At 64.7% G+C, this 20,629-nt stretch carries 19 protein-coding genes; 9 read left to right on the top strand and 10 right to left on the bottom strand.

Translation table 11 applies throughout. The annotated features are described in order from the left end of the window. Window positions 1-363 precede the first annotated feature (363 nt). On the top strand, window positions 364-837 hold the full coding sequence (locus tag ACH2A7_RS10430; RefSeq protein WP_394961863.1) for a hypothetical protein: 474 nt from the start codon (window positions 364-366) through the stop codon (window positions 835-837). Between the two features lie 358 nt (window positions 838-1,195). Here ACH2A7_RS10430 and ACH2A7_RS10425 read toward each other — a convergent pair whose 3' ends face one another. The 9 genes from ACH2A7_RS10425 to rpmH form a co-directional block, all read right to left on the bottom strand. Further along, window positions 1,196-2,080 carry a ParB/RepB/Spo0J family partition protein gene (locus ACH2A7_RS10425; RefSeq protein ID WP_394961862.1) on the bottom strand — a complete coding sequence of 295 codons (885 nt, stop codon included), beginning with the start codon at window positions 2,078-2,080 and terminating at the stop codon, window positions 1,196-1,198. A gap of 202 nt (window positions 2,081-2,282) precedes the next feature. After that, window positions 2,283-2,990 carry a 16S rRNA (guanine(527)-N(7))-methyltransferase RsmG gene (rsmG, locus tag ACH2A7_RS10420; protein ID WP_394961861.1) on the bottom strand — a complete coding sequence of 236 codons (708 nt, stop codon included), beginning with the start codon at window positions 2,988-2,990 and terminating at the stop codon, window positions 2,283-2,285. After that, window positions 2,987-4,900, bottom strand: coding sequence for a tRNA uridine-5-carboxymethylaminomethyl(34) synthesis enzyme MnmG (gene mnmG / locus ACH2A7_RS10415; RefSeq protein WP_394961860.1), 1,914 nt, complete (start codon window positions 4,898-4,900; stop codon window positions 2,987-2,989). The genes rsmG and mnmG overlap by 4 nt, the downstream gene beginning before the upstream one ends. A gap of 557 nt (window positions 4,901-5,457) precedes the next feature. Continuing rightward, window positions 5,458-6,825, bottom strand: coding sequence for a tRNA uridine-5-carboxymethylaminomethyl(34) synthesis GTPase MnmE (gene mnmE, locus ACH2A7_RS10410; protein ID WP_394961859.1), 1,368 nt, complete (start codon window positions 6,823-6,825; stop codon window positions 5,458-5,460). Window positions 6,826-7,197: 372 nt separating this feature from the next. After that, window positions 7,198-8,265, bottom strand: a complete 1,068-nt coding sequence (gene jag, locus ACH2A7_RS10405; RefSeq protein WP_394961857.1) for an RNA-binding cell elongation regulator Jag/EloR — start codon at window positions 8,263-8,265, stop codon at window positions 7,198-7,200. Then, window positions 8,253-9,302: a YidC/Oxa1 family membrane protein insertase gene (locus tag ACH2A7_RS10400; protein ID WP_394961856.1), complete on the bottom strand. Its 1,050-nt coding sequence runs from the start codon at window positions 9,300-9,302 to the stop codon at window positions 8,253-8,255. Before ACH2A7_RS10400 ends, jag begins: the two co-directional genes overlap by 13 nt. A gap of 119 nt (window positions 9,303-9,421) precedes the next feature. After that, window positions 9,422-9,676, bottom strand: coding sequence for a membrane protein insertion efficiency factor YidD (gene yidD / locus ACH2A7_RS10395; protein ID WP_394961855.1), 255 nt, complete (start codon window positions 9,674-9,676; stop codon window positions 9,422-9,424). Further along, window positions 9,673-10,005 carry a ribonuclease P protein component gene (rnpA, locus tag ACH2A7_RS10390; protein WP_394961853.1) on the bottom strand — a complete coding sequence of 111 codons (333 nt, stop codon included), beginning with the start codon at window positions 10,003-10,005 and terminating at the stop codon, window positions 9,673-9,675. Before rnpA ends, yidD begins: the two co-directional genes overlap by 4 nt. A 78-nt stretch (window positions 10,006-10,083) precedes the next feature. After that, window positions 10,084-10,218 (bottom strand): 50S ribosomal protein L34, encoded by a 135-nt coding sequence (gene rpmH, locus ACH2A7_RS10385; protein WP_058963434.1) that lies wholly within the window; start codon window positions 10,216-10,218, stop codon window positions 10,084-10,086. A gap of 305 nt (window positions 10,219-10,523) precedes the next feature. Here rpmH and dnaA point away from each other — a divergent pair, with 305 nt between their 5' ends. The 8 genes from dnaA to ACH2A7_RS10345 all read left to right on the top strand — a co-directional run bounded on the left by dnaA (window position 10,524) and on the right by ACH2A7_RS10345 (window position 19,905). Beyond that, on the top strand, window positions 10,524-11,837 hold the full coding sequence (gene dnaA / locus ACH2A7_RS10380) for a chromosomal replication initiator protein DnaA (RefSeq protein ID WP_394961851.1): 1,314 nt from the start codon (window positions 10,524-10,526) through the stop codon (window positions 11,835-11,837). Between the two features lie 285 nt (window positions 11,838-12,122). Then, window positions 12,123-13,226, top strand: a complete 1,104-nt coding sequence (gene dnaN, locus ACH2A7_RS10375) for a DNA polymerase III subunit beta (protein WP_394961850.1) — start codon at window positions 12,123-12,125, stop codon at window positions 13,224-13,226. A gap of 12 nt (window positions 13,227-13,238) precedes the next feature. Continuing rightward, window positions 13,239-13,454 (top strand): S4 domain-containing protein YaaA, encoded by a 216-nt coding sequence (gene yaaA, locus ACH2A7_RS10370; RefSeq protein ID WP_394961848.1) that lies wholly within the window; start codon window positions 13,239-13,241, stop codon window positions 13,452-13,454. Between the two features lie 5 nt (window positions 13,455-13,459). Next, on the top strand, window positions 13,460-14,548 hold the full coding sequence (gene recF / locus ACH2A7_RS10365; protein WP_394961847.1) for a DNA replication/repair protein RecF: 1,089 nt from the start codon (window positions 13,460-13,462) through the stop codon (window positions 14,546-14,548). A 1-nt stretch (window position 14,549) separates the two neighbouring features. Continuing rightward, complete coding sequence (gene remB / locus ACH2A7_RS10360) at window positions 14,550-14,834, top strand: extracellular matrix regulator RemB (protein ID WP_394961845.1); 285 nt, start codon at window positions 14,550-14,552, stop codon at window positions 14,832-14,834. A 24-nt stretch (window positions 14,835-14,858) separates the two neighbouring features. Continuing rightward, the gene (gyrB, locus tag ACH2A7_RS10355; RefSeq protein WP_394961844.1) at window positions 14,859-16,802 is read left to right on the top strand and encodes a DNA topoisomerase (ATP-hydrolyzing) subunit B; all 1,944 of its coding nucleotides are present in this window, start codon (window positions 14,859-14,861) and stop codon (window positions 16,800-16,802) included. A 34-nt stretch (window positions 16,803-16,836) separates the two neighbouring features. Then, on the top strand, window positions 16,837-19,401 hold the full coding sequence (gyrA, locus tag ACH2A7_RS10350) for a DNA gyrase subunit A (RefSeq protein ID WP_394961843.1): 2,565 nt from the start codon (window positions 16,837-16,839) through the stop codon (window positions 19,399-19,401). Between the two features lie 126 nt (window positions 19,402-19,527). Then, window positions 19,528-19,905: an SdpI family protein gene (locus ACH2A7_RS10345; RefSeq protein WP_394961842.1), complete on the top strand. Its 378-nt coding sequence runs from the start codon at window positions 19,528-19,530 to the stop codon at window positions 19,903-19,905. Window positions 19,906-19,979: 74 nt separating this feature from the next. On the opposite strand, the gene ACH2A7_RS10340 is transcribed toward ACH2A7_RS10345, so the two are convergent. Beyond that, window positions 19,980-20,615: a GPP34 family phosphoprotein gene (locus ACH2A7_RS10340; protein ID WP_394961841.1), complete on the bottom strand. Its 636-nt coding sequence runs from the start codon at window positions 20,613-20,615 to the stop codon at window positions 19,980-19,982. Window positions 20,616-20,629 lie beyond the last annotated feature (14 nt).

Raw genomic sequence — 20,629 nt, 5'->3', positions numbered from 1 at the left:
TGCACTCACTGCGTCCGGTCCCTCCGCACCGCACGCGACATCTCGGACATTTTCCACGACGAAGAAAAGTGTCCGTTCTGGGGCAAACGAAGGATGGCTCTCCCTGGCTGCCGGGCAGGGGGCAGGAGGGCCGGGCTTCGCCTCAGTCCGGTGGTGGCGGACAGTAAGCCGGTACCTGCCGCTTTGTTTGCGTTCGCCGAGGGCGGTGCCCCCGGCATGCCCGGTGAGGCCGGGGGCTGCGGACGGTACCCCGACATCCCCGCGCCGGGCTGAAACACGCCCCTCCCCGGCCTTTGTCCCCCTTCTCATTTTTCGCTGCCCATGTTATACTGTGGTCAAGATCACAGCATAAGGAGGCAACCTATGAACATCCGTGTCCGCACCCTGTGGCGGGTGTCTGTGTTCAGTCTTTTGGCAAGCCTGCTCTGTTACTGGCTGACGATTTTTCCAGGCTATCTGTTTTATGTAAAGCGGACGGAACTTGGGGACGGTTCCGTTGAAGTCTCCACCGACCCCCTGCGCACCCTGCTGTTTGAGGGCGTGCTGTTTCTTCTGGTGCTGCTGGTTGGCGGACTGTGGGCCTTTCGCCCGATGACGCGGCGGGAAATTGCCTGTTCGGCCGCGCTGCTGGTGCTGCCGCTGCTGGCCGTGGTGCTGGCGCAGCTTTTGCTTCCCTCCTTTCCGCTGAAGGTCAGCCTGTTTCTTGCCCGGTTTTATACCTGGACCGGCAGCCTTGCCTACCTGTTGACGCGGTGTTCCCTTCCCCTGCCCGCGGCGACGGTTGCCGCCCAGTTCGCGCCGCTGCTGTTCATCCCCTTTGGCCGGCGGCAGGCCTGACCGCCCGCGCTGAGAATACTTTTTTCTTCTTCGCCCCGGAGTTCGCCCCAGGGCTTTTTCATTGTTCCACATGGAACATTGGCAGAGAAAAACCCGGGGCCCCCGGCCGATGGAACGGTCAGAGGCCCCGGGAATGTTAAGGGCAATGATGATGAGAGCGGGCAAGGCCCGTTGCGGCAGCCGACAGTGCGCCTTCAAGAGGCTTAGCCCGGTTCGGGCAACACGTTGGCATCGCCGCGCACGGCGGCGGGCGAAGGCGCCGCCATCCCCTATGGACGGGCCGGGCGCATCCGGCGGAAAGCGGCGTCGCTCCTGCTCAGAGGCGTTTTTGCGTTTTGGGGCCGGCAATCGCCGGCCCTCAGGCGGAGCAGCCGGGCGCGCCCACCGTTGCCGGTTCATTTTGCCCCGCCGGGGCGGCCACCCCGCGGACGGCATCTTTCCGGGCCACAGAGGCGGTGGGGATGTGGACGGTGTACTCCACATACCCCTCCCCTTCCCGCCTGGTGGCGCTGGCGGGCACCCCCGCGTCCACCATCAGGCGCACCGCCTTGTTGATGGTGTTCACAAAGATGCGCACGTCCCTCACCATGGGCACCGCGCGGCGGCGGGCGGGCTTCTTCTGCAGGCAGCGCTCCACATACTCGTCCGCCTGGCGGGCGTTCATCCGTTTTGCCGCGAACTGCGCCAGCGCCCGGCTGCGCTGTTCGGCCTCCGGCAGGCGCAGCACCGCCCGGGCGTGCCGCTCGGTGAGGCCGTGGTCGACACAATAGGCCTGCTGTTCGTCGGTAAGGGCCAGCAGGCGCAGCTTATTGTTCAGGGTGGGCTGGGCGATGCCCAGCCGCCTGGCCGCCTCCTCCTGGGTGCAGCCCCAGAGGGCGATCACCTCCCGGATGCCCCGGGCCTGCTCGAAGGGGTCGAGGCCCTGGCGCTGCATGTTCTCCAACAGGCCCAGCGCCGCCGCCTGGCTCTCGTCCCGCTGGGCCAGGATGGCCGGGATCTCCGCAAGGCCCGCCAGCTTGCAGGCCCGCAGCCGCCGCTCCCCCGCCACCAGTTCGTACTCGCCCTTTTTCTTTCCCGGGCGCACGCTCACCGGCTGCAACAGGCCGTTCTGGGCGATGCTCAGCGCCAGGCGGGCGATCTCCTGCTCGTCAAAATGGGTGCGGGCCTGGTGCGCCGAGGGCACGATCTTGTCCACCGGCAGCAACAGCACCTTTCCCTGTACCTTCGGTCGCGCGTTCAGCATGGGGCATTCTCCTTCCCGGCGGCGGGCGCCTGTCCTCTTTTTTGCAAAAAAATCGGACGCCCGCGGCTCTTTTTCCCTTCCTCGTTCGAAAAGGCGGGCGTCTTCGCCCTCCTTCCCTTGCTGGGAAAAGTATACCACGAACATCCGATATTTTCCAGTATTTTCCATTTACAGAAAATGACACCAGCCGCCAGGGGGCGGGTCACTTCAGGGGAGCTTTTGCGATCTTTCCGCCGTTACGGGGGTAAACGGTCGAAGTGTGCGAAATCTTTTCACACAAAATCAAACACCGCTCGTCGCCGCCGGGCAGGCGCAGGGGCACCGTTTCCCTCCAGGCGCCGCCCAGTTTGGCGATGGCGTTTTTGGCGGCGGCCAGTTCTTCCTCGCCGCCGGAGCCTTTGAGGGAGATGAACACGCCCCCCACCTTTACCAGGGGCAGGCAGTACTCGCTCAGCACCGGCAGGGCGGCCACCGCCCGGGCGCAGGCCACGTCGAAGGCCTCCCGCCACTGCTTGCGGGCGGCTTCCTCCGCCCGCTCCTTGGCGAACTCCACGCCGGCAAGGCCCAGCCGGCCGCAGACCCAGCGCAGAAAATCCACCCGCTTGCCGGTGGGCTCCATCAGGGTGAGGGCCAGGTCGGGCTTGTAAATTTTGGCCACCACGCCGGGGAAGCCCGCGCCGGTGCCCACGTCCACCAGCTTGCCCGCCACCTCGGGCCGGGCGGCGAAGAGCAGGCTGTCCACAAAGTGCTTGTCCTCGATGCCCTCCGGGTCGGTGATGGCGGTGAGGTTCACTTTTTGGTTGTACTCCACCAGGCATTCGGCGTATTGGTCCAGCTTGTCCAGCATATCGCCGGTGAGTTCGATGCCCGCGGCGGCGCACTTTGCCGCCAGGCGCTGCTTGTCGATCATAGGTGGTTCTCCCCTTCCTGTTTTTTTCGGGCGGCGGCCACCGCCACCGACAGCACCGCCAGGTCGGCGGGCGACACGCCGGGGATGCGCCCCGCCGCCGCCAGGTCCGCCGGGCGCAGCTTTTGCAGCTTTTCCCGCGCCTCCAGCCGCAGGCCGGAAAGGGGCGCGTAGTCGAAATCGGCCGGGATGGCAAGGCTCTCCAGCCGCTTTGTCTCCCGGATGGCCCGCTGCTGCCGGGCGATGTAGCCTTCATACTTGATCTCGGTGACGATGCGGCCGGCCATGCGGCCGTCCACCCCCTCGCCGGGGCCGATGACCGCCGCGATGTGGGCGTAGGTGATCTCCGGCCGGCGCAGCAGCTGGGCCGCCGTGCCTCCCTTTTCCACCGGGGCGAGGCCCTCTTTTTCGGTGACGGCGTTCAGCTGCGCCGGGTGGATGGTGGCGGAGGCCAGCCGCTTTTCCTCGGCCGTTTTTATCTCCATGGCCTTCTGGAAGGCGGCCCAGCGCTCGTCGTCCACCAGGCCGAACTTGCGGCCGATGGGGGTGAGGCGCTCGTCGGCGTTGTCTTGCCGAAGGGTGAGGCGGTACTCGCTGCGGCTGGTCATCATCCGGTAGGGGTCCATCACTCCCTTGGTGACCAGGTCATCCACCAGGGTGCCCAGATAGGAGGTGTAGCGGGGCAGGGTCATGGGCTCCTTTCCCAGCACCGCCAGGGCGGCGTTGGCCCCCGCCAGCAGGCCCTGGGCCGCCGCCTCCTCGTAGCCGCTGGTGCCATTGAACTGCCCCGCGCCGTAGAGGCCCGCCACCGCCCGGCTCTCAAGGGTGTGGCGCAAAGCCTGGGGGTCGATGCAGTCGTACTCGATGGCGTAGGCCGGGCGCATGATCTCAAGGTGTTCAAAGCCCCGGATGGTGCGGTACATGGCGATCTGCACGTCCTCGGGCAGGCTGCTGCTCATGCCCTGGAGATACATCTCCTCGGTGTCCGGCCCGCAGGGCTCCACGAAAATTTGATGCCGCTCCTTGTCGGCGAAGCGCACCACCTTGTCCTCGATGCTGGGGCAGTAGCGGGGGCCGATGCCCTCGATGGCCCCGCCGTAGAGGGGCGAGCGGTGGAGATTCTGCCGGATGACCTCGTGGGTGGCGGGATTGGTCCAGGCAATGAAGCAGTCCACCTGGTTCTTCACCCCGCCGGGAGGCGTGAGGAAGCTGAAGGGCTCTGGCGGCTCCTCCCCCGGCTGGCGCTCCAGCACCGAGAAGTCGATGCTGCGCCGGTGCACCCGGGCGGGGGTGCCGGTCTTGAAGCGGCGCATGGGAAGACCCGCCGCCCGCAGGCTCTCGGCCAGCAGGGTGGCGGCGTGCTGGCCGTCGGGGCCGCTGGGCACGCTGGCGTCCCCCACGAAAATCTTGCCGGCCAGGTTGGTGCCGGTGCAGAGCACCACCGCCTTCGCGCCGTAAAAACCGTGGAGGCGGGTGCAGACCCCCTGCACCCGGCCGTTTTCAATCAGAATGTCCACCACCTCGGCCTGTTTGATGGCAAGGCCGGGGATGTGCTCCAGATACTGCTTTGTGAACCGGTGGTAGGCCTGCCGGTCGATCTGCGCCCGCAAAGAGTGCACCGCCGGCCCCTTGCCCCGGTTGAGCATCCGGCTTTGGAGGGTGGTGGCGTCGGCGGCCAGGGCCATCACGCCGCCCAGGGCGTCGATCTCGCGGACAAGGTGCCCCTTGGCGGTGCCTCCGATGCTGGGGTTGCAGGGCATGTTGCCGATGCCGTCCAGCCCCAGGGTGAACAGGCCGGTGGAGGCCCCCAGCCGGGCGGCCGCCGCCGCGGCCTCGATGCCGGCGTGGCCCGCGCCCACAACAATTACGTCAAAATCGCCCAGATGGACCAGGCCCTTTGTGTCGGAAGCCATGGACGGCCCCCCTTTCGGAAAGAAATTAAGTCACGCCGCCGCGGGACGAACCTGCAAACGGGTTTTGTTCAACTCAAAAGCGTGAACGTGAGCCGATAAAACATTCCGCAAACACCGCGGAAGGAACCTGCGGGCAAGTTCTGTTCATCACCGCAGCATGAACGTGAGCCGATAAAACTGCCCATACCCGCCGAGGAACGAACCTGTAAATAAACTATGTTTCGCTCCGGGGTGTGAACGCGAGCCGATAAAACTGCCCGCAAACACCAAGGGAGGAACCTGCAAATAAACTATGTTTCGCTCCGAGGTATGAACGTGTGCCGCTAAAACTTCCCACATTCGCTGCGGAACGAACCTGCGGGCAAGTTTTGTTCATCACCGCGGTGTGAACGTGAACCGATAAAACTTTCCACAATCGCCGAGGAAGGAACCTGCAAATAGGCTTTGTTTCACTCTGTGGTATGAACGTGTGCCGCTAAAACTTTCCACAATCGCCGAGGAATGAACCTGCAAATAAACTATGTTTCGCTCCGAGGTATGAACGTGTGCCGCTAAAACTATTTGCCCACGCAGAAGGTGGAGAACACCTCCTCCACCACGGCGTCGGAGGCGTCCTCGCCGGTGAGGCGGCAGAGGGCGGAGAGGGCGTCGTCCACGCAGACGCTCACCGCGTCCAGGCCGAAGCCGCCGCCGAGGGCGTTTTTCGCCTCGGCCAGCGCGTCCCGCGCCTCGCAGGCGGCGGCGTACTGCCGCCGGCTCACAAGGCAGGGGACGTTGGGGTCCAGACCGGCCACCCCCAGCACCCGGCGCACCGCCTCGCCCAGGGCTTCAGCTCCCTCGCCCCGGCCCGCGGCCAGGGTGACCACTTCGGAGAAGCTGCCGGCAACGGCCGCCGTGTCGAACTGCTGCGGCAGGTCGCTCTTGTTCACGATGGCGACGGCCGGGCGGCCGGCGCAGTCCGCCGCCAGCTGCCGGTCCGCCTCGGTGAGGGGGGCCGAGCCGTCGAACACCGCCAGGATGAGGCCCGCCTCCTCCATGGCGCGGCGGCTGCGGCGGATGCCCTCCGCCTCCACCACGTCGCCGGTGTCCCGCAGGCCGGCGGTGTCCCGCAGGGTGACGCGCACGCCGCCCAGCATCACTGCCTGCTCCACCACGTCCCGGGTGGTGCCGGCGATGGGGGTGACGATGGCCCGGTCGAAGCCCGCCAGCAGGTTGAGCAGGGTGCTCTTGCCCACATTGGGGCTGCCCACAATGGCCGCGTCCACCCCTTCCCGCAGCACCGCCCCCGCGCCGAAGTTTTTGATGAGTTCGGCAAGGCCGGCGGAAACTTCGTCCAGGGTGGCGGCAAGGGCTTCGGGAGCCAGGGCGGGCACGCCCTCCTCGGGGAAGTCCACCCAGGCGGCGATGTGCCCCGCCAGGGCCACCAGCCGCTGCTTGAACTCCTGGATACGCCTTGCCAGCGCGCCGTCCAGCGCCGTGCGGGCCAGTGCCGCGCCCTGCCGCCCCGCCGCGTCGATCAGGCTCATCACCGCCTCCGCCTGGGTCAGGTCGATGCGCCCGTTTACAAAGGCGCGCCGGGTGTACTCCCCCGGCCCCGCCGGGCGTGCCCCCGCGGCGATGCAGGCGTCAATGAGGCTCTGGGCCACCACCGGCCCGCCGTGGCAGCTGAGTTCCGCCACGTCCTCGCCGGTGTAGCTGTGGGGCGCCCGGAAAAAGAGGGCCACCCCGTCGTCCAGTTCCCGGCCATCGGCCATGAATTTGCCGTAGAGGGCGGTGTAGCCCTTCGCGTTTTCCACTTTTTTGGCGGCGTTGTGTGGAAAAAATACCTTCGCCGCCACCGTCAGCGCCGCCTCGCCGGACAGGCGCACCACGGCGATGCCCCCCACCCCCGGCGGGGTGGCCAGCGCCACGATGGTCTCGGCCATGAAAAACGCCTCCCTGAAACGCGGCATAAGGCCGCACAAATTTGGGTATATCCGATTTATTGTAGCACAGCGCCGCCGGCGGGGCAAGGGGGCGGGGCGGCTCTCCCCCTGTTTCGCCCGGACCGTTTGCTCCGCGCGTGGAGCAGCAGCGCACATACTGCGCCCGGTCCCTCCGCACCGCACGCGGCGTCTCGGACATTTTCCACGACGACGGAAAATGTCCGTTCCGATGCGCACTATGTGCGGAGGACCGGGCTTCGCTTCGGCCCGCCGGTCGCGGACAGTGTGCGGCGCCTGCCCCTCTCCCCTCCCCCGCCAAAACAAAAACCGCCCGGCCCAAACCGGGCCGGACGGAAAACCTTTGTTCTGTTTTTACAGCTCGATCTTGCCGTAGAGGGCAAAGCCCTCCGCGTCGTCGATCAGCTGGGTGCGCTTGGGAGCCATGGGCTCGGCGCCCTCGTCGCGGGGGGTGTCGGCAAACTCCCGGGCGGGCACGCTGGAGCGGCGCTCGCCGCCCTTGCGGGGCTTGTCGCCCCGGCCCTTGCCGCCGCGACCGCCCCGGCCGCCGCGGCCGCCCCGGCGCTCCCGCTCAAAGGCGGTGCCGCGGGCCTCGGGGTCGGTGGGGTAGATCACCACGCGGCGGTCGGCGCCCTCGCCCTTGGACTCGCTGCGCAGGCCCTCCATGCCGCTGATGGTGGAGTGGATGATCCGCCGCTCGTAGGGGTTCATGGGGTCCATGGCCCAGCTGCGGCCGGTGCGCAGCACCTTGGCGCCCATCCGCCGGGCCAGGGCCTCCAGGTCCTTCTCCCGCTTGCCCCGGTAGCCGGCCACGTCCAGCCCCAGCTTGATGTACTCGCCGGGCAGCCGGTTGGCCACCAGGCTGGCGAGATAGGACAGGCTCTCCATCGTCTCGCCCCGGTGGCCGATCAGGATGCCCACGTCGTCGCCCTCCACCCGGATGATGCAGGCCTCGCCCTGCCGGTGGGTGGTCATGGTCACCTCGCCCGCGCCCATGGCGGCGAACACCGTTTTCAGGTATTCCACCGCGGCGTCCAGCTTGGCCTGCTGGGCCTCGGTGAGGGACGCGCCCTCCCCCTGGTCAGGGGCGGGCTCTTGCTCCGTTTGCTCCGCCTCTACGGTCTCTTCCGCCGCGGGGGCCTGGGGCTTTTTCTCCGGGGCCTTCGGGGCCTCGGGGGCCTGCCGCTGCTCCGCCTTCGGCGCGGGGGCGGCGGGCTTTTGCGGCACGGCGGGCTGCTGTGCCGCGGGCTCCTCCGTCTCCTCGGCGGTGGCCTTCACCTTGGCGGGGGTGGATTTGAACAGCTTGCGGGTGGGCATCTCCAGGATCTCGATGCTCACTTCCTCCCGGGGCAGGCCCAGCTCCAGGCAGGCCTTCTCGGTGGCTTCTTCCACAGTCTTGCCGGTAACGATCACTTCTCGCATGATTCTTCCTCCCCGGTCTTGGCGTTCAGAGGCGTGGTGCGCTCGTCCTTGTACAGTTCGGCGTCCAGGGCGCGGGCCCGCTCCAGGCGCAGGCGGTTCATCTCCGCCTCGGTCACGTCCTTCAGCGTCTCCTCGCCGGTCTTTTCGTCCACGACCTTGACCTGTTTTTTGGCCTTTTTGGCCTTCTTCTTCTCCTCGATCTCCGCGGCCACCTTGGCCTTCATCTTCTCGGGGTCATACATCTTGCGCAGGACCATGCTGGTGATGAGCATCAGCAGGTTGGACACGGTGTAGTACAGCGAGAAGGCCACGGGCACGGTGAAGGCGATCCAGACGAACATCAGGCTCATCATCCAGGGCATCCACTTCATGCTGCCCTGCAGCTCCTGCCCGGTGGACCTCATCATGATCACGTTGCTCAGGGCCATGGTCACCACGCTGAGGATGGGGAAGATCAGCAGAACATTGAAGGCCAGCTCCGGCTTGACGGTGAGGTCCATGCCCAGGAACATGACGTTGAAGTTCTTGATGCTCTCCAGCTGCTCGGGGGTGAGCAGGGCGCTGGCCTCGGCGGGCAGGGTGCCCGCCTGCACCTGCTGGATGATGGCGGTGTTGGTGGTGTAGTTGTAGGCCATGCCCAGGATGCCGGCGATCTGGGTGAGCACGTCCTTGCTGATGTGCAGGATGTGCTGCAGCGGGTAATACACCGCCTCGATAACGCCGAACATGATGAAGAAGTTCACGAACATGGGCAGGCAGCCGGCGGTGGGGTTGTAGCCGTATTCCTGCTGCAGGCGCATGAGCTCTTCATTCTGCTTGTCCCGGTCTTTGGCGTACTTTTTCTGGATCTCGTCGATCATCGGCTTGTAGGCCGCCATGCGGGCGGTGTTCTTCTGCTGGCCGATCTGCAGCGGGAAGCTGCACAGACGCACCACGATGGTGAAGACGATCAGCGCCCAGCCGTAGCTGCCGAAGAGGTTGTACATCCACTGCAGCACATACCCCAGAGGGGTGCCAAGAAAACCCAAAAATCCCATAGTTGTTCCATTCCGCCCCGTTTGCGCGCCGGGACTGTTTATTTTTTGGTTCGAAGGACTCAAAGCGGGCGCAAACCGCCCGAGTCACAAGAGGCAGAGTAAAGGAGGGGGAAGCGCTTTCAGCGGAAGAGGTTCCGCTTATCGCTTTTCCAGCGGCCCTTTTCGGGCACCGGGTCGTAGCCGCCCTTTCCGAAGGGGTTGCAGCGCAAAATGCGCCAGACGCTCAGCACAAGGCCCTTGGCCGCGCCGTGCACCGCCAGCGCCTCCATGGCGTATTCGCTGCAGGTGGGGCGAAAGCGGCAGTTGTTGCCCAGATGGGGCGAGAGGTATTTTTTGTACCAGCGGATCGGGGCGATGAGCAGCCGGGCGATCATGGCACAAGGCCCGCCTTTTTCAAAAGCTGGGCCGCCGCGGCGGCCACCTCGCCGCTTTTGCAGCGCACCGTCTGGCCCCGGGCCACGAACACCAGGTCATAGGCCCCCACGTTGTAGGGCAGCGTCTGGTACAGCGCCGCCCGCATCACCCGCCTGGCCCGGTTGCGCTGCACCGCGCCGCCGATCTTTTTGGTGGCGGTGAGGCCCACCCGGGTGCGGCCCAGACGGTTTTTGTTCACATACAGCACCAGCTTGGGGTGCACATAGGCCTTGCCCCGGGCGTAGGCCCGGCAGAACTCTTTATTTTTTGTGATGGGCCGGTATCGCATGGTTCCCCCATATGGAAAAAGAAGGCCACCTGATAACCAGTGACCTTCGCGTGTTGCCTTTGTTCACAAGGCGCTATTTCAGGCGGACAGCTTGGCCCGGCCCTTGGCGCGGCGGGCGGCGATGACCTTGCGGCCGTTCTTGGACGCCATTCTCTTCAGAAAACCGTGCACGCCGCTGCGCTGACGCTTCTTGGGCTGGAAAGTTCTTTTCATGATGTATTCCTCCAATGTGTGACCCCGCGCGGCGCGGGGCGGATTTTTCATTTTGCCCGTCCCAGCTTTTAGGGATGGCCCTGCAACATAAAAGTATACTTGAAAAGCGCAAGGTTTGTCAACACTTTCTGAAAAGGTTTTTTGCCTTACAAAGCCCTTTTTGCGCATGAAACGGCCGCTGTTTGCCCATATTCCGCTATAATAGAAATAATATATATAATAGTAATTTAGAATTGTAAAACATAACCTTCTATGATATAATGAATCGGATACCAAATCATCAAATATTGGAGCGTTAAAAACCTATGGATTCTTTCAACGACGTTTTGGCCGCGGCTAAAGAATACTGCAAAGAGCGCCTGGTGGACGCCACCTACAACCTGTACATCGACGGGCTGGAGGCGGTGCGCTTCGAGGCGGGCGGCAAGGTGACGCTGGCGGTGCGCAACGACTTCATCTGCACCATCGTGCGGGACCGGTACACCCCCCTTCTGAAGGAGGCGCTGGCGGCGGTGCTGGGCTTCGACGTGGAGGTGGAGCTGGTGGTGCCCGCGGCGGCCCAGCCGGAGGCCCCCGTGCCCGCCGAGCCGGAACCGGAACCGGACGGCCGCTACGACTTCACCTTTGAAAACTTCATCAAGGGCCCCTCCAACCAGTTCGCCTACGCGGCGGCGCAGGCGGTGGCGTCCAATCCCTCGGGGGCCTACAATCCCCTGTTCATCTACGGGCAGTCGGGCCTGGGCAAGACCCACCTGCTCACCGCCATCGCCACCGAGATCAAGAAGAACCACCCGGAGTTCAACATCGTGTATGTGGACTGCGAGACCTTCACCAACGAGCTGATCAGCGCCATCCAGGCGGGCCGCACCGAGGAGTTCCGCCAGACCTACCGCCCGGCGGACGTATTGCTGGTGGACGACATCCAGTTCATCGCCGGCAAGGAGAGCACCCAGGAGGAGTTTTTCCACACCTTCAACACCCTGCACGCGGCGGGCAAGCAGATCGTGCTGGCCAGCGACCGCCCCGCCAAGGAGATCAAGAGCCTGGAGGAGCGGCTGCGCACCCGGTTCGAGTGGGGCCTCACCGCCGACATCCAGCCGCCGGACTTCGAGACGCGGGTAGCCATCATCCGCCGCAAGGCGGAACTGCTCAACCTGCGGATGCCGGACGACGTGGCCGAGTTCATCGCCAACCACTTAAAGAGCAACATCCGCCAGCTGGAGGGCGCGGTGAAGAAGCTGAACGCCTACTACCTTTTGGAGGGCATCCAGCCGGCCATCGGGGTGGCCCAGAACGCCATCAAGGACATCCTCAACGAGACCCAGCCGGTGCCGGTGACCATCGAGAAGATCATCAGCGAGGTGGCCCGCACCTACAACGTCTCCCCCGCCGAGATCCGGGGCATGCGCCGCACCGCCAACATCTCCGCCGCCCGGCAGACCGCCATCTATATGGTGCGGGAGATCACCGGCATGAGCATGGAGGACATCGGCCGGGAGTTCAGCGGCCGGGACCACTCCACCATCGTCTACTCCCTCAAGGCCATGGAGCAGAACCTGCAAAACGACCGCCGCCTCAAGGAGACGGTGGAGGACATCATCAAAAACGTGCGCACCTGAGCCGCCGGCAAGGGCCGGGTGTGAACGGAATGTGAAATTCAACCTTTTCAACATAGTATTCAACATTCAACATACCTTTTCCACACCCCGGTGTGGAAAAATCCGGGCCCCGCGCGGTTTCAACAAGTTGCTCACAGAGACGAAAAACTTGTCAACAACCCTTCACGCCGCGCCGCCAGAGAGCTCGTCCCCCTTTTTCACAAGATTCACACCCCCTATTACTACGGCTCCATTGAGGTTTGTTATATACGCCTTTTCGCGTTTTGAAAGAAAGGAGCGCAGAATATGAACATCGTCTGCGACAAATCCCTTTTGTCCGCCGCCATCGACGGCGTCAGCCGGGCTGTGACCCTTCGCTCGTCCATCCCGGCGCTGGAGGGCATCCTCCTGAAGGCCGAGGGCTTTCAGCTCACCCTCACCGGCTACGACCTGGAGATGGCCATCACCACCACCATCGAGGCCAACGTGCGGGAGCCGGGGGAGATCGTGCTGTCGGCAAAGCTTTTGGGCGACATGGTGCGTCGGCTGCCGGCGGGGGACATCGACATCACCACCGGCGACGGCGGCCACGCCACCATCAAAGGCGGCGTGGCGGAGTTCGACATCCTGGCCATGAGCGCGGCGGACTACCCCGACCTGCCGAACCCCGGCGCCGACCGCACCCTCAGCCTCAAGGCGGGCACTTTGCGGGACATGATCGACAAGACCCTCTACGCCGTGAGCCAGGACGACAAAAAGCCCGCCCACACCGGCGAACTGTTCGCCATCGAGGAGGACAAGCTCACCGTGGTGGCGCTGGACGGCTACCGCCTGGCCATCGTGGAGCGGCCCATCACCGCCCAAAAGCACATCCGCATCATCATCCCCGCCAAGACCCTCACCGAGGTCAATAAGCTGCTGGGCGACGACGACCAGGACGTGTACATCTCCGCCAACCGGCGGTTCGTGGTGTTCGAGGCGGGCAGCTACGTCATCCTCTCCCGCCTCATCGAGGGCGAGTTCCTCAATTACTCCAACGTCATCCCCTCCGGCTACAAGACGAGGGTCATTCTGGAGACGCGGGACTTCATCGACACCATCGAGCGGGCCAGCCTCATCATCACCGAGCGGCTGAAAAACCCGCTGCGCATCCTCTTTGACAAAAAGGTCACCGTGCGCTGCCAGACGAACCTGGGCAAGGTGGTGGACGAGTTCGACGCGGACATCGAGGGCGAGGCGGTGGAGATCGGCTTCAACAACCGCTACCTGCTGGACGCGCTGCGCAGCGCCCGCTGCGACAAGGTGGCCATGGAGATGACCGGCCCCTTGAGCCCGGTGAAGATCCTGCCGGCGGACGACAGCAACGACTTCATCTATCTGGTGCTGCCGGTGCGCTTCAAAAACGACTAAAAGAGAGCGAATATGGAAAAGATTCTGATTCACACCGAATACATCAAGCTGGACAGCCTGCTCAAGCTGGCGGGCCTGGTGGAGACGGGCGGCGAGGCAAAGCTGCTCATCCAGGACGGCCAGGTCCAGGTGAACGGCGAAGTGTGCACCATGCGGGGCAAGAAGCTGCGGGCCGGCGACACCGTCACCCTGGACGGCCGCACCGTGGCCATCGGCGAAGGGCGCTGAACGCCATGCGGCTGAAACGTCTCATCATGGCCAACTACCGCAACATCGCCAGCGCCGACTTCAGGCCCGGCGAGGAGCTCACGGTCATCACCGGGGCCAACGGCCAGGGCAAGACGAATTTGCTGGAGGCGGTGTGGCTGCTCACCGGGGCCAAGAGTTTCCGGGGTGCCAAGGACGCCCAGCTCATCCGCCAGGGCCAGCCCTTCGCGGTGATGGAGGGCCCCATCCTGCGGGAGGACAAAGGCGAGGTGTGGGTGCGCGTGGCGGTGGGCGCCAAGGACAGCCCCCGCCCCGGGCGCACCTGCAAGATCAACGGGGTGGAGTCCGGCCGGGCGTCGGAACTGGCGGGGCTGTTCACCGCGGTGGTGTTCGAGCCGGGCGACCTGGAACTGGTCAAGGGCAGCCCCCAGCGCCGCCGCCGCTTCATGGACGCGGCGCTGTGCCAGCTGTACCCCGGGTACCTGGCCACCCTGCGGCGCTACGCCCGGCTGGTGGCCCAGAAAAACAGCCTGTTAAAGTTCTGGGAGCGCACCCCCGGCGCGGCGGAAATGTGCGACGCCTTCGACGCCGACCTGGCCGTACAGGGGGAGGAGATCCGCCGCCGGCGGGCGGCGTGGATGGCGCGCCTTGCGCCCCTGGCCCAAAAGAATTACGCCGAGATCAGCAGCGGCAGCGAGGCGTTGAGCCTCTGCTACCGCTGCGGGTTTTCGCCGGGGGGGCTGGCCGCCGCCCTGGCCGACAGCCGCCTGGCCGACCGGCGGGCGGGCTTTTGCACCGCGGGCCCCCACCGGGACGACCTGGAACTGGTGCTGGACGGCCAGCCCGCCAAAAATTTTGCCAGCCAGGGCCAGCAGCGCAGCGCGGTGCTCAGCGTCAAGCTGGCGGAGGCGGCGGTGGCCGCCGACGTCACCGGCGAGCATCCGGTGATGCTGCTGGACGACGTGCTCAGCGAACTGGACCCCACCCGGCAGGAGTACCTGCTCACCCGGGTGCGGGAGAAACAGACCATCGTCACCGCCTGCGATTCCAGCCTCTTTCACAAGGCGGCGGGGGTCATGCTCCGGATGGAGGGCGGCCGGCTTTTGGAGGGATAGCATGTATCTTCATCTCGGGCAGGACTATGTGGTCCACACCAGGGACATCATCGGCATCTTTGACATCGACTCCAGTTCGGTGGCCAAGAACACCCGGCAGTTTCTGCGCCGGGCCGAAGAGGAGGGGGCGGTGGTCACCGTTTCCGGGGAGTTGCCCAAAAGCTTTGTGGTGACCGATTTCCCGGTGCAGACGGTGTTCGTCAGCCCCATCTCCGCCCGCACGCTGCAGCGGCGGTGCGAGCGGCTGGACAATCTGGACCAATACCAGCGCGGCAGCGCGCTTTGAAACACGGATAAGGAGAACGAGAGAATGGCAGACGAGTTGAACAAGCAGACAGTGGGCCAGGCCGAGGACTACGACGGCAGCCAGATTCAGGTGCTGGAAGGCCTGGAGGCGGTGCGCAAGCGGCCGGGCATGTACATCGGTTCCACCGGCCCCCGGGGCCTGCATCACCTGGTGTACGAGATCGTCGATAACTCCATCGACGAGGCGCTGGCCGGCTTCTGCGACCACATCGAGGTCACCATCAAAAAGGGCGACATCATCGAGGTCACCGACAACGGCCGCGGCATCCCCGTGGACATCCAGCCCAAGCTGGGCATCCCGGCGGTGACGGTGGTGTTTACCGTGCTCCACGCCGGCGGCAAGTTCGGCGGCGAAAATTCCGGCTACAAGGTGGCCGGCGGCCTGCACGGCGTGGGCGCCAGCGTGGTGAACGCCCTCTCCGAGTGGCTGGAGGTGAGCGTGCGCCGGGGCGGCCACGAGTACCGCCAGTCCTTTAGGCGCGGCATCGCCGACGGCGATCTGAAGATCGTGGGCCCCGCCGCCTCCAGCGGCACCACCGTGCGCTTCAAGCCCGACCCGGTGATGTTCACCGAGTCCACCGTCTACGACTACGACACCCTTCTCACCCGCCTGCGGGAGGAGAGTTTTCTCAACGCCGGCGTGCGCATCACCCTCACCGACGAGCGGGGCGAGGAGGTCAAGCGGGAGAGCATGTGCTACGAGGGCGGCATCCGCAGCTTCGTGGAGTACATCCACGAGAAGCGGCAGATGACCGTGCTCCACCCCACCCCCATCTACTTCAAGGGACAGCAGAACGACATCATCGCCGAGGTGGCCCTGCAATACAACGACAGCTTCAACGAGCTGATGCTGAGTTTTGCCAACAACGTCCACACCCCGGACGGCGGCACCCACGAGGAGGGCTTCAAGACCGCCCTTACCCGGGTCATCAACGACTTCGGCCGGGAGAAGGGTTATCTGAAGGAGAAGGACGACAACCTCTCCGGCACCGACGTGCGGGAGGGCCTCACCGCCATCATCAGCGTCAAGCTCACCGACGCCCAGTTCGAGGGCCAGACCAAGGCAAAGCTGGGCAACACCGAGGTGCGCAGCCTGGTGTCCGGCCTTGTGTACGACAAGCTGAAGGAATTTTTGGAAGAGAACCCCGGCGTGGCCAAGGCCATCTACGAGAAGGCCACCCAGGCCGCCCGCGCCCGGGAGGCCGCCCGCAAGGCCCGCGATTTAGTCCGCCGCAAGAGCGCGCTGGAGACCAGCCGCATGCCCGGCAAGCTGGCGGACTGCCGCGAAAAAGACCCCTCCAAGACCGAAATTTACATCGTCGAGGGCGATTCCGCCGGCGGCAGCGCCAAGATGGGCCGGGATTCCAACATCCAGGCCATCCTGCCGCTGTGGGGCAAGATGCTCAACGTGGAGAAGGCCCGGCTGGATAAAGTGTACGGCAACGAGAAGCTGATGCCGGTGGTCACCGCTCTCGGGTGCGGCATCGGCGAGGAGTTCGACATCTCGAAACTGCGCTACCACAAGGTGTTCATCATGGCCGATGCCGACGTGGACGGCAGCCACATCTGCACCCTGATGCTCACCTTCTTCTTCCGGTTCATGCGGCCGCTCATCGAGGGAGGCTATGTCTACATCGCCCAGCCGCCCCTCTTCAAGCTGGCCAAGGGCAAGGACGTGCGCTACGCCTACAACGAGGCGGAGATGAGCAAGCTGTCCGCCGAGATGGGCCAGGGCGTGAAGATCAACCGCTACAAAGGCCTGGGCGAGATGAACCCCGAGCAGCTGTGGGAGACCACCATGGACCCCAACAACCGGGTCATCGTGCAAATTTCCATCGAGGACGCGGTGAAGGCGGACGAGGCCTTCACCATCCTGATGGGCGACAAGGTGGAGCCCCGCCGGGAGTTCATCGAAAAGAACGCCCTGTACGCCACGCTGGACGTGTGAGAAGCCCAAATCAGAAAGAGACAGGTGAACACCATTGAACGAAGATTTTGTGATGATCCCCGGCACCGGCACCAAACTCATCGTGCGGGACGTGAAGGACGAGATTGAGAGCGCCTTTCTGGACTACTCCATGTCCGTCATCGTCTCCCGCGCCCTGCCCGACGTGCGGGACGGCCTGAAGCCGGTGCACCGGCGCATCCTCTACACCATGCACGAGCGGGGCAACGACCCCCAGCATCCCTACCGCAAGAGCGCGGACACCGTGGGCGCGGTGCTGGGCAGCTACCACCCCCACGGCGACGCTTCCGTTTACGACGCCATGGTGCGTCTTGCCCAGGATTTCTCCATGCGCTATCCCCTGGTGGACGGCCAGGGCAACTTCGGCAGCGTGGACGGCGACCCCCCGGCTGCCTACCGTTACACCGAGGCCCGGATGAGCAAGATGGCCATGGAGCTGCTCACCGACATCGACAAGGACACGGTGGACTTCGGCCCCAACTTCGACGAGACCAAAAAGGAGCCCAGCGTGCTGCCCAGCCGGTTCCCGAACCTCCTGGTCAACGGCTCCACCGGCATCGCCGTGGGCATGGCCACCAACATCCCGCCCCACAACCTCTGCGAGGTCATCGACGGGGCGGTGGCCCTCATCGACGAGCCGGACATCGACCTGGCCGGCCTGATGGAGCACATCAAGGGCCCCGACTTCCCCACCGGCGGCGTCATCATGGGCCGCAGCGGCATCCGGGCGGCCTACGCCACCGGCCGCGGCAAGATCACCCTGCGGGGCCGCGCCGAAATTGAGGAGAAGAAGAACGGCCGGTTCCAGATCATCGTCACCGAAATTCCCTATATGGTGAACAAGGCCCGCCTGATCGAGAGCATCGCGGACCTTGTGAAGGACAAGCGCATCGAGGGCATCAGCGATTTGAACGACGAGTCCAACCGGCACGGCATGCGCATCGTCATCGAGCTGAAGAAGGAGGCCAACCCTCAGGTGGTCTTAAACCAGCTCTACCGCTATACCCAGCTGCAGGACACGGTGGGCGTCATCCTGCTGGCGCTGGACGGCGGCGTGCCCAAGGTGATGACCCTCAAGACCATGCTGGAGCGGTATGTCCAGTTCCAGGACCAGGTCATCCGCCGGCGCACCCAGTACGACCTGAACAAGGCCAGGGAGCGGGCGCACATCCTGGAGGGCCTCGCCCGCGCCGTGGACATCGTGGACGACGTCATCTACACCATCCGCCACTGCGGCGGCGGCCAGGCGGAGGCGAAGGCCGCCATCATGGCCAAGTTCGGCTTTGACGACCCCCAGGCGGACGCCATCTGCAAGTTCCCCCTGGGCCGGTTGGCGGGTCTGGAGATCCTCAAGATCGAGAACGAGTTGAAGGAACTGAACGAGAAGATCGCCGACTGGACGGCCATCCTGGCGGACGACGCCCGGGTGCTGGCCATCGTCAAGGAGGAACTGCTGGCGCTGAAGGAGAAGTACGGCGACGAGCGCCGCACCGAAATTGCCCACGTCAGCGGCGAGGTGGACATCGAGGACCTGATCCCGGTGGAGGAGTGCGTCTTCACCCTCACCCACGCGGGGTATATCAAGCGCCAGTCCAAGGACACCTACCAGGTGCAAAAGCGGGGCGGCCGGGGCATCTCGGGCCTTAGCCACAAGGACGAGGACTTCGTGGAGGAGCTGTTCATCGGCTCCAGCCACGACTATGTGCTCTTTGTCACCGACCAGGGCCGGGTCTACCGGCTCAAGGGCTACCAGATTTACGAGGGCAGCCGCACCAGCAAGGGCACCAACATCGTGAACCTGCTGCCCCTGCAGAACGAGGAGAAGGTCATCCGCATGGTGTGCATGCCCGCCAGCGAGGCCAAGGGCTTTTTGACCATGGTGACGAAACGCGGCCTCATCAAGCGCACCCCCATCGAGGCCTACTCCAACATCCGCAAGAGCGGCCTTCTGGCGGTGAGCCTCTACGAGGGCGACTCCCTGGCCTGGTGCCGCATCACCAGCGGCAGTGACGAGCTGCTGCTGGCCACCCGGAACGGCATGGCCATCCGCTTTGACGAGCGGGGCGCGCGGCAGATGGGCCGCATGGGCCACGGCGTGCGCGCCGTGCGGCTGGCCGAAGGCGACGAGGTGGTGGGCGTGGGCATCCTGCGCCCGGGCGCCACGGTGTTCACCGTCACCGAGAACGGCAAGGGCCGCCGCAGCCGGGTGGACGACTACCGCCTGCAGAGCCGGGGCGGCAAGGGCATCCGCAACTACGCCAAGGGCGGCGTGGCCGGCATCAAGATCCTGGACGAGGAGGACGACGTCATCCTCATCAGCCAGGAGGGCATCATCATCCGGATGCACGCCGAGGACATCAACGTCCAGAGCCGCTACGGCAGCGGCGTGCGGGTCATGCGCCTGGCGGAGGGCGACCGTGTGGTGACGGTGGCCCGCACCGAGCGCAGCGACGAGGAGCCGGTGGAAAAGCCGGAGGACGAGCCGGAGGAGGCCCTCACCGACGAGGAGCTGGCGGCGCTGGCCGCCGAGGACGCGGCGGCGGACGAGGAGCCCGCCGACGACGAGGGCGACGAGGAGTAAGAAAAAACAGGGAGCCGTTCGGCTCCCTGTTTTTTCTTTTATCTGCCAAGGGGAATGATTGAAAAATGCGTATATGAATGATATGGTATAAGCAAACAAACTGCAATTGATGAATGGAGAAGAGCAATGGGATTTTGGGTCTATATGTTGGTTATGAATTTGCTGATTCCATTTACAATGATCGGGTTCGGAAGATATTTCGAAAAGGGAGGCCCGAAGGAGATCAATGGAGTGTTTGGCTATCGAACTCCTATGTCCATGAAAAATAAAAATACCTGGGAGTTTGCTCATAAGCATTGCGGCAGGATATGGTATATTTGCGGATGGATCTCTTTGGCGGCAACCGTGGTATGTCTGCTTTTGTTGCTCGGAAAAGATGAGGATGTTGTGGGAACAGCAAGCTCGATCCTGGTGGGAGCGCAACTGGCTGTCATAATCGCTTCTGTTTTGCCAACAGAGAGAGCGTTGAGAAAAGAATTTGATAAAAATGGGAACAGACGATAAAATCCCAGACCGGGCAAAGGTCTGAGATTTTCCAAAACCAATGAAAAAACCGACGGGGATACCGTCGGTTTTTTTTAGTGCGAGAGCACGGCGTTCACCCGGTCGGCCATGTCCTGGGCGGCGTGGGCCGCCCAGGCCGCGTCGCTGCCGGTGGCCAGCATCGCCGCCAGGGCGCTCTCGGCTTTTGCCGCCGCCGCCGCGCCCGCCTTCTGGGCCACCACACCGCTCTGGCACAGCAGCACCGCCAGCGCCGCCTCCCGGGGGGTGGGGCCGCTCTCGCCGCACAGGTGCACAAGCAGCCGCTCCAGCCGCCGGCCGGCCTCCCCCGCCGCCGGCAGGTAGAACACCCGCCCCGCCAGCGAGCGCTGGGGGCTGGCCAGCTTTGCGTCGTGCAGGCTCTCCCCCACCGCCTCCGCCAGTTCCTCCTGTTTGGGCCCGTCGGGGGCGAAGTCCCGCAGCACCATGGCCAGCGGCGCCGGCCGGGGCCGGTCGATGAAGTCATACAGCGGCTTCAGACACCGCAGCGCCGCGGGCAGCGGCCCGGCCAGCCCCACCCGCTCGCCGGAAAAGAGCACGCAGCCCGCCCCCTCCAGTTCCAGCAGCGCCGCCGCCACCAGGCAGATGGGCTGCTGGGGGTTCAGGGGCGAAAAGCGGCCCCGGTCGTTCACCGCCAGAAGAAGATATTCCTGTGTGATGGTCAGTTCAGTCATAAGCAATTCTTCCT

Origin of the sequence: Candidatus Allofournierella merdavium (genome assembly GCF_944382735.1) — a bacterium.
Lineage (GTDB): Bacteria > Bacillota > Clostridia > Oscillospirales > Ruminococcaceae > Allofournierella_A > Allofournierella_A merdavium.
The sequence above is the reverse complement of the archived record's forward strand: the minus strand, read 5'-3'. Positions and strand labels throughout refer to the sequence as shown.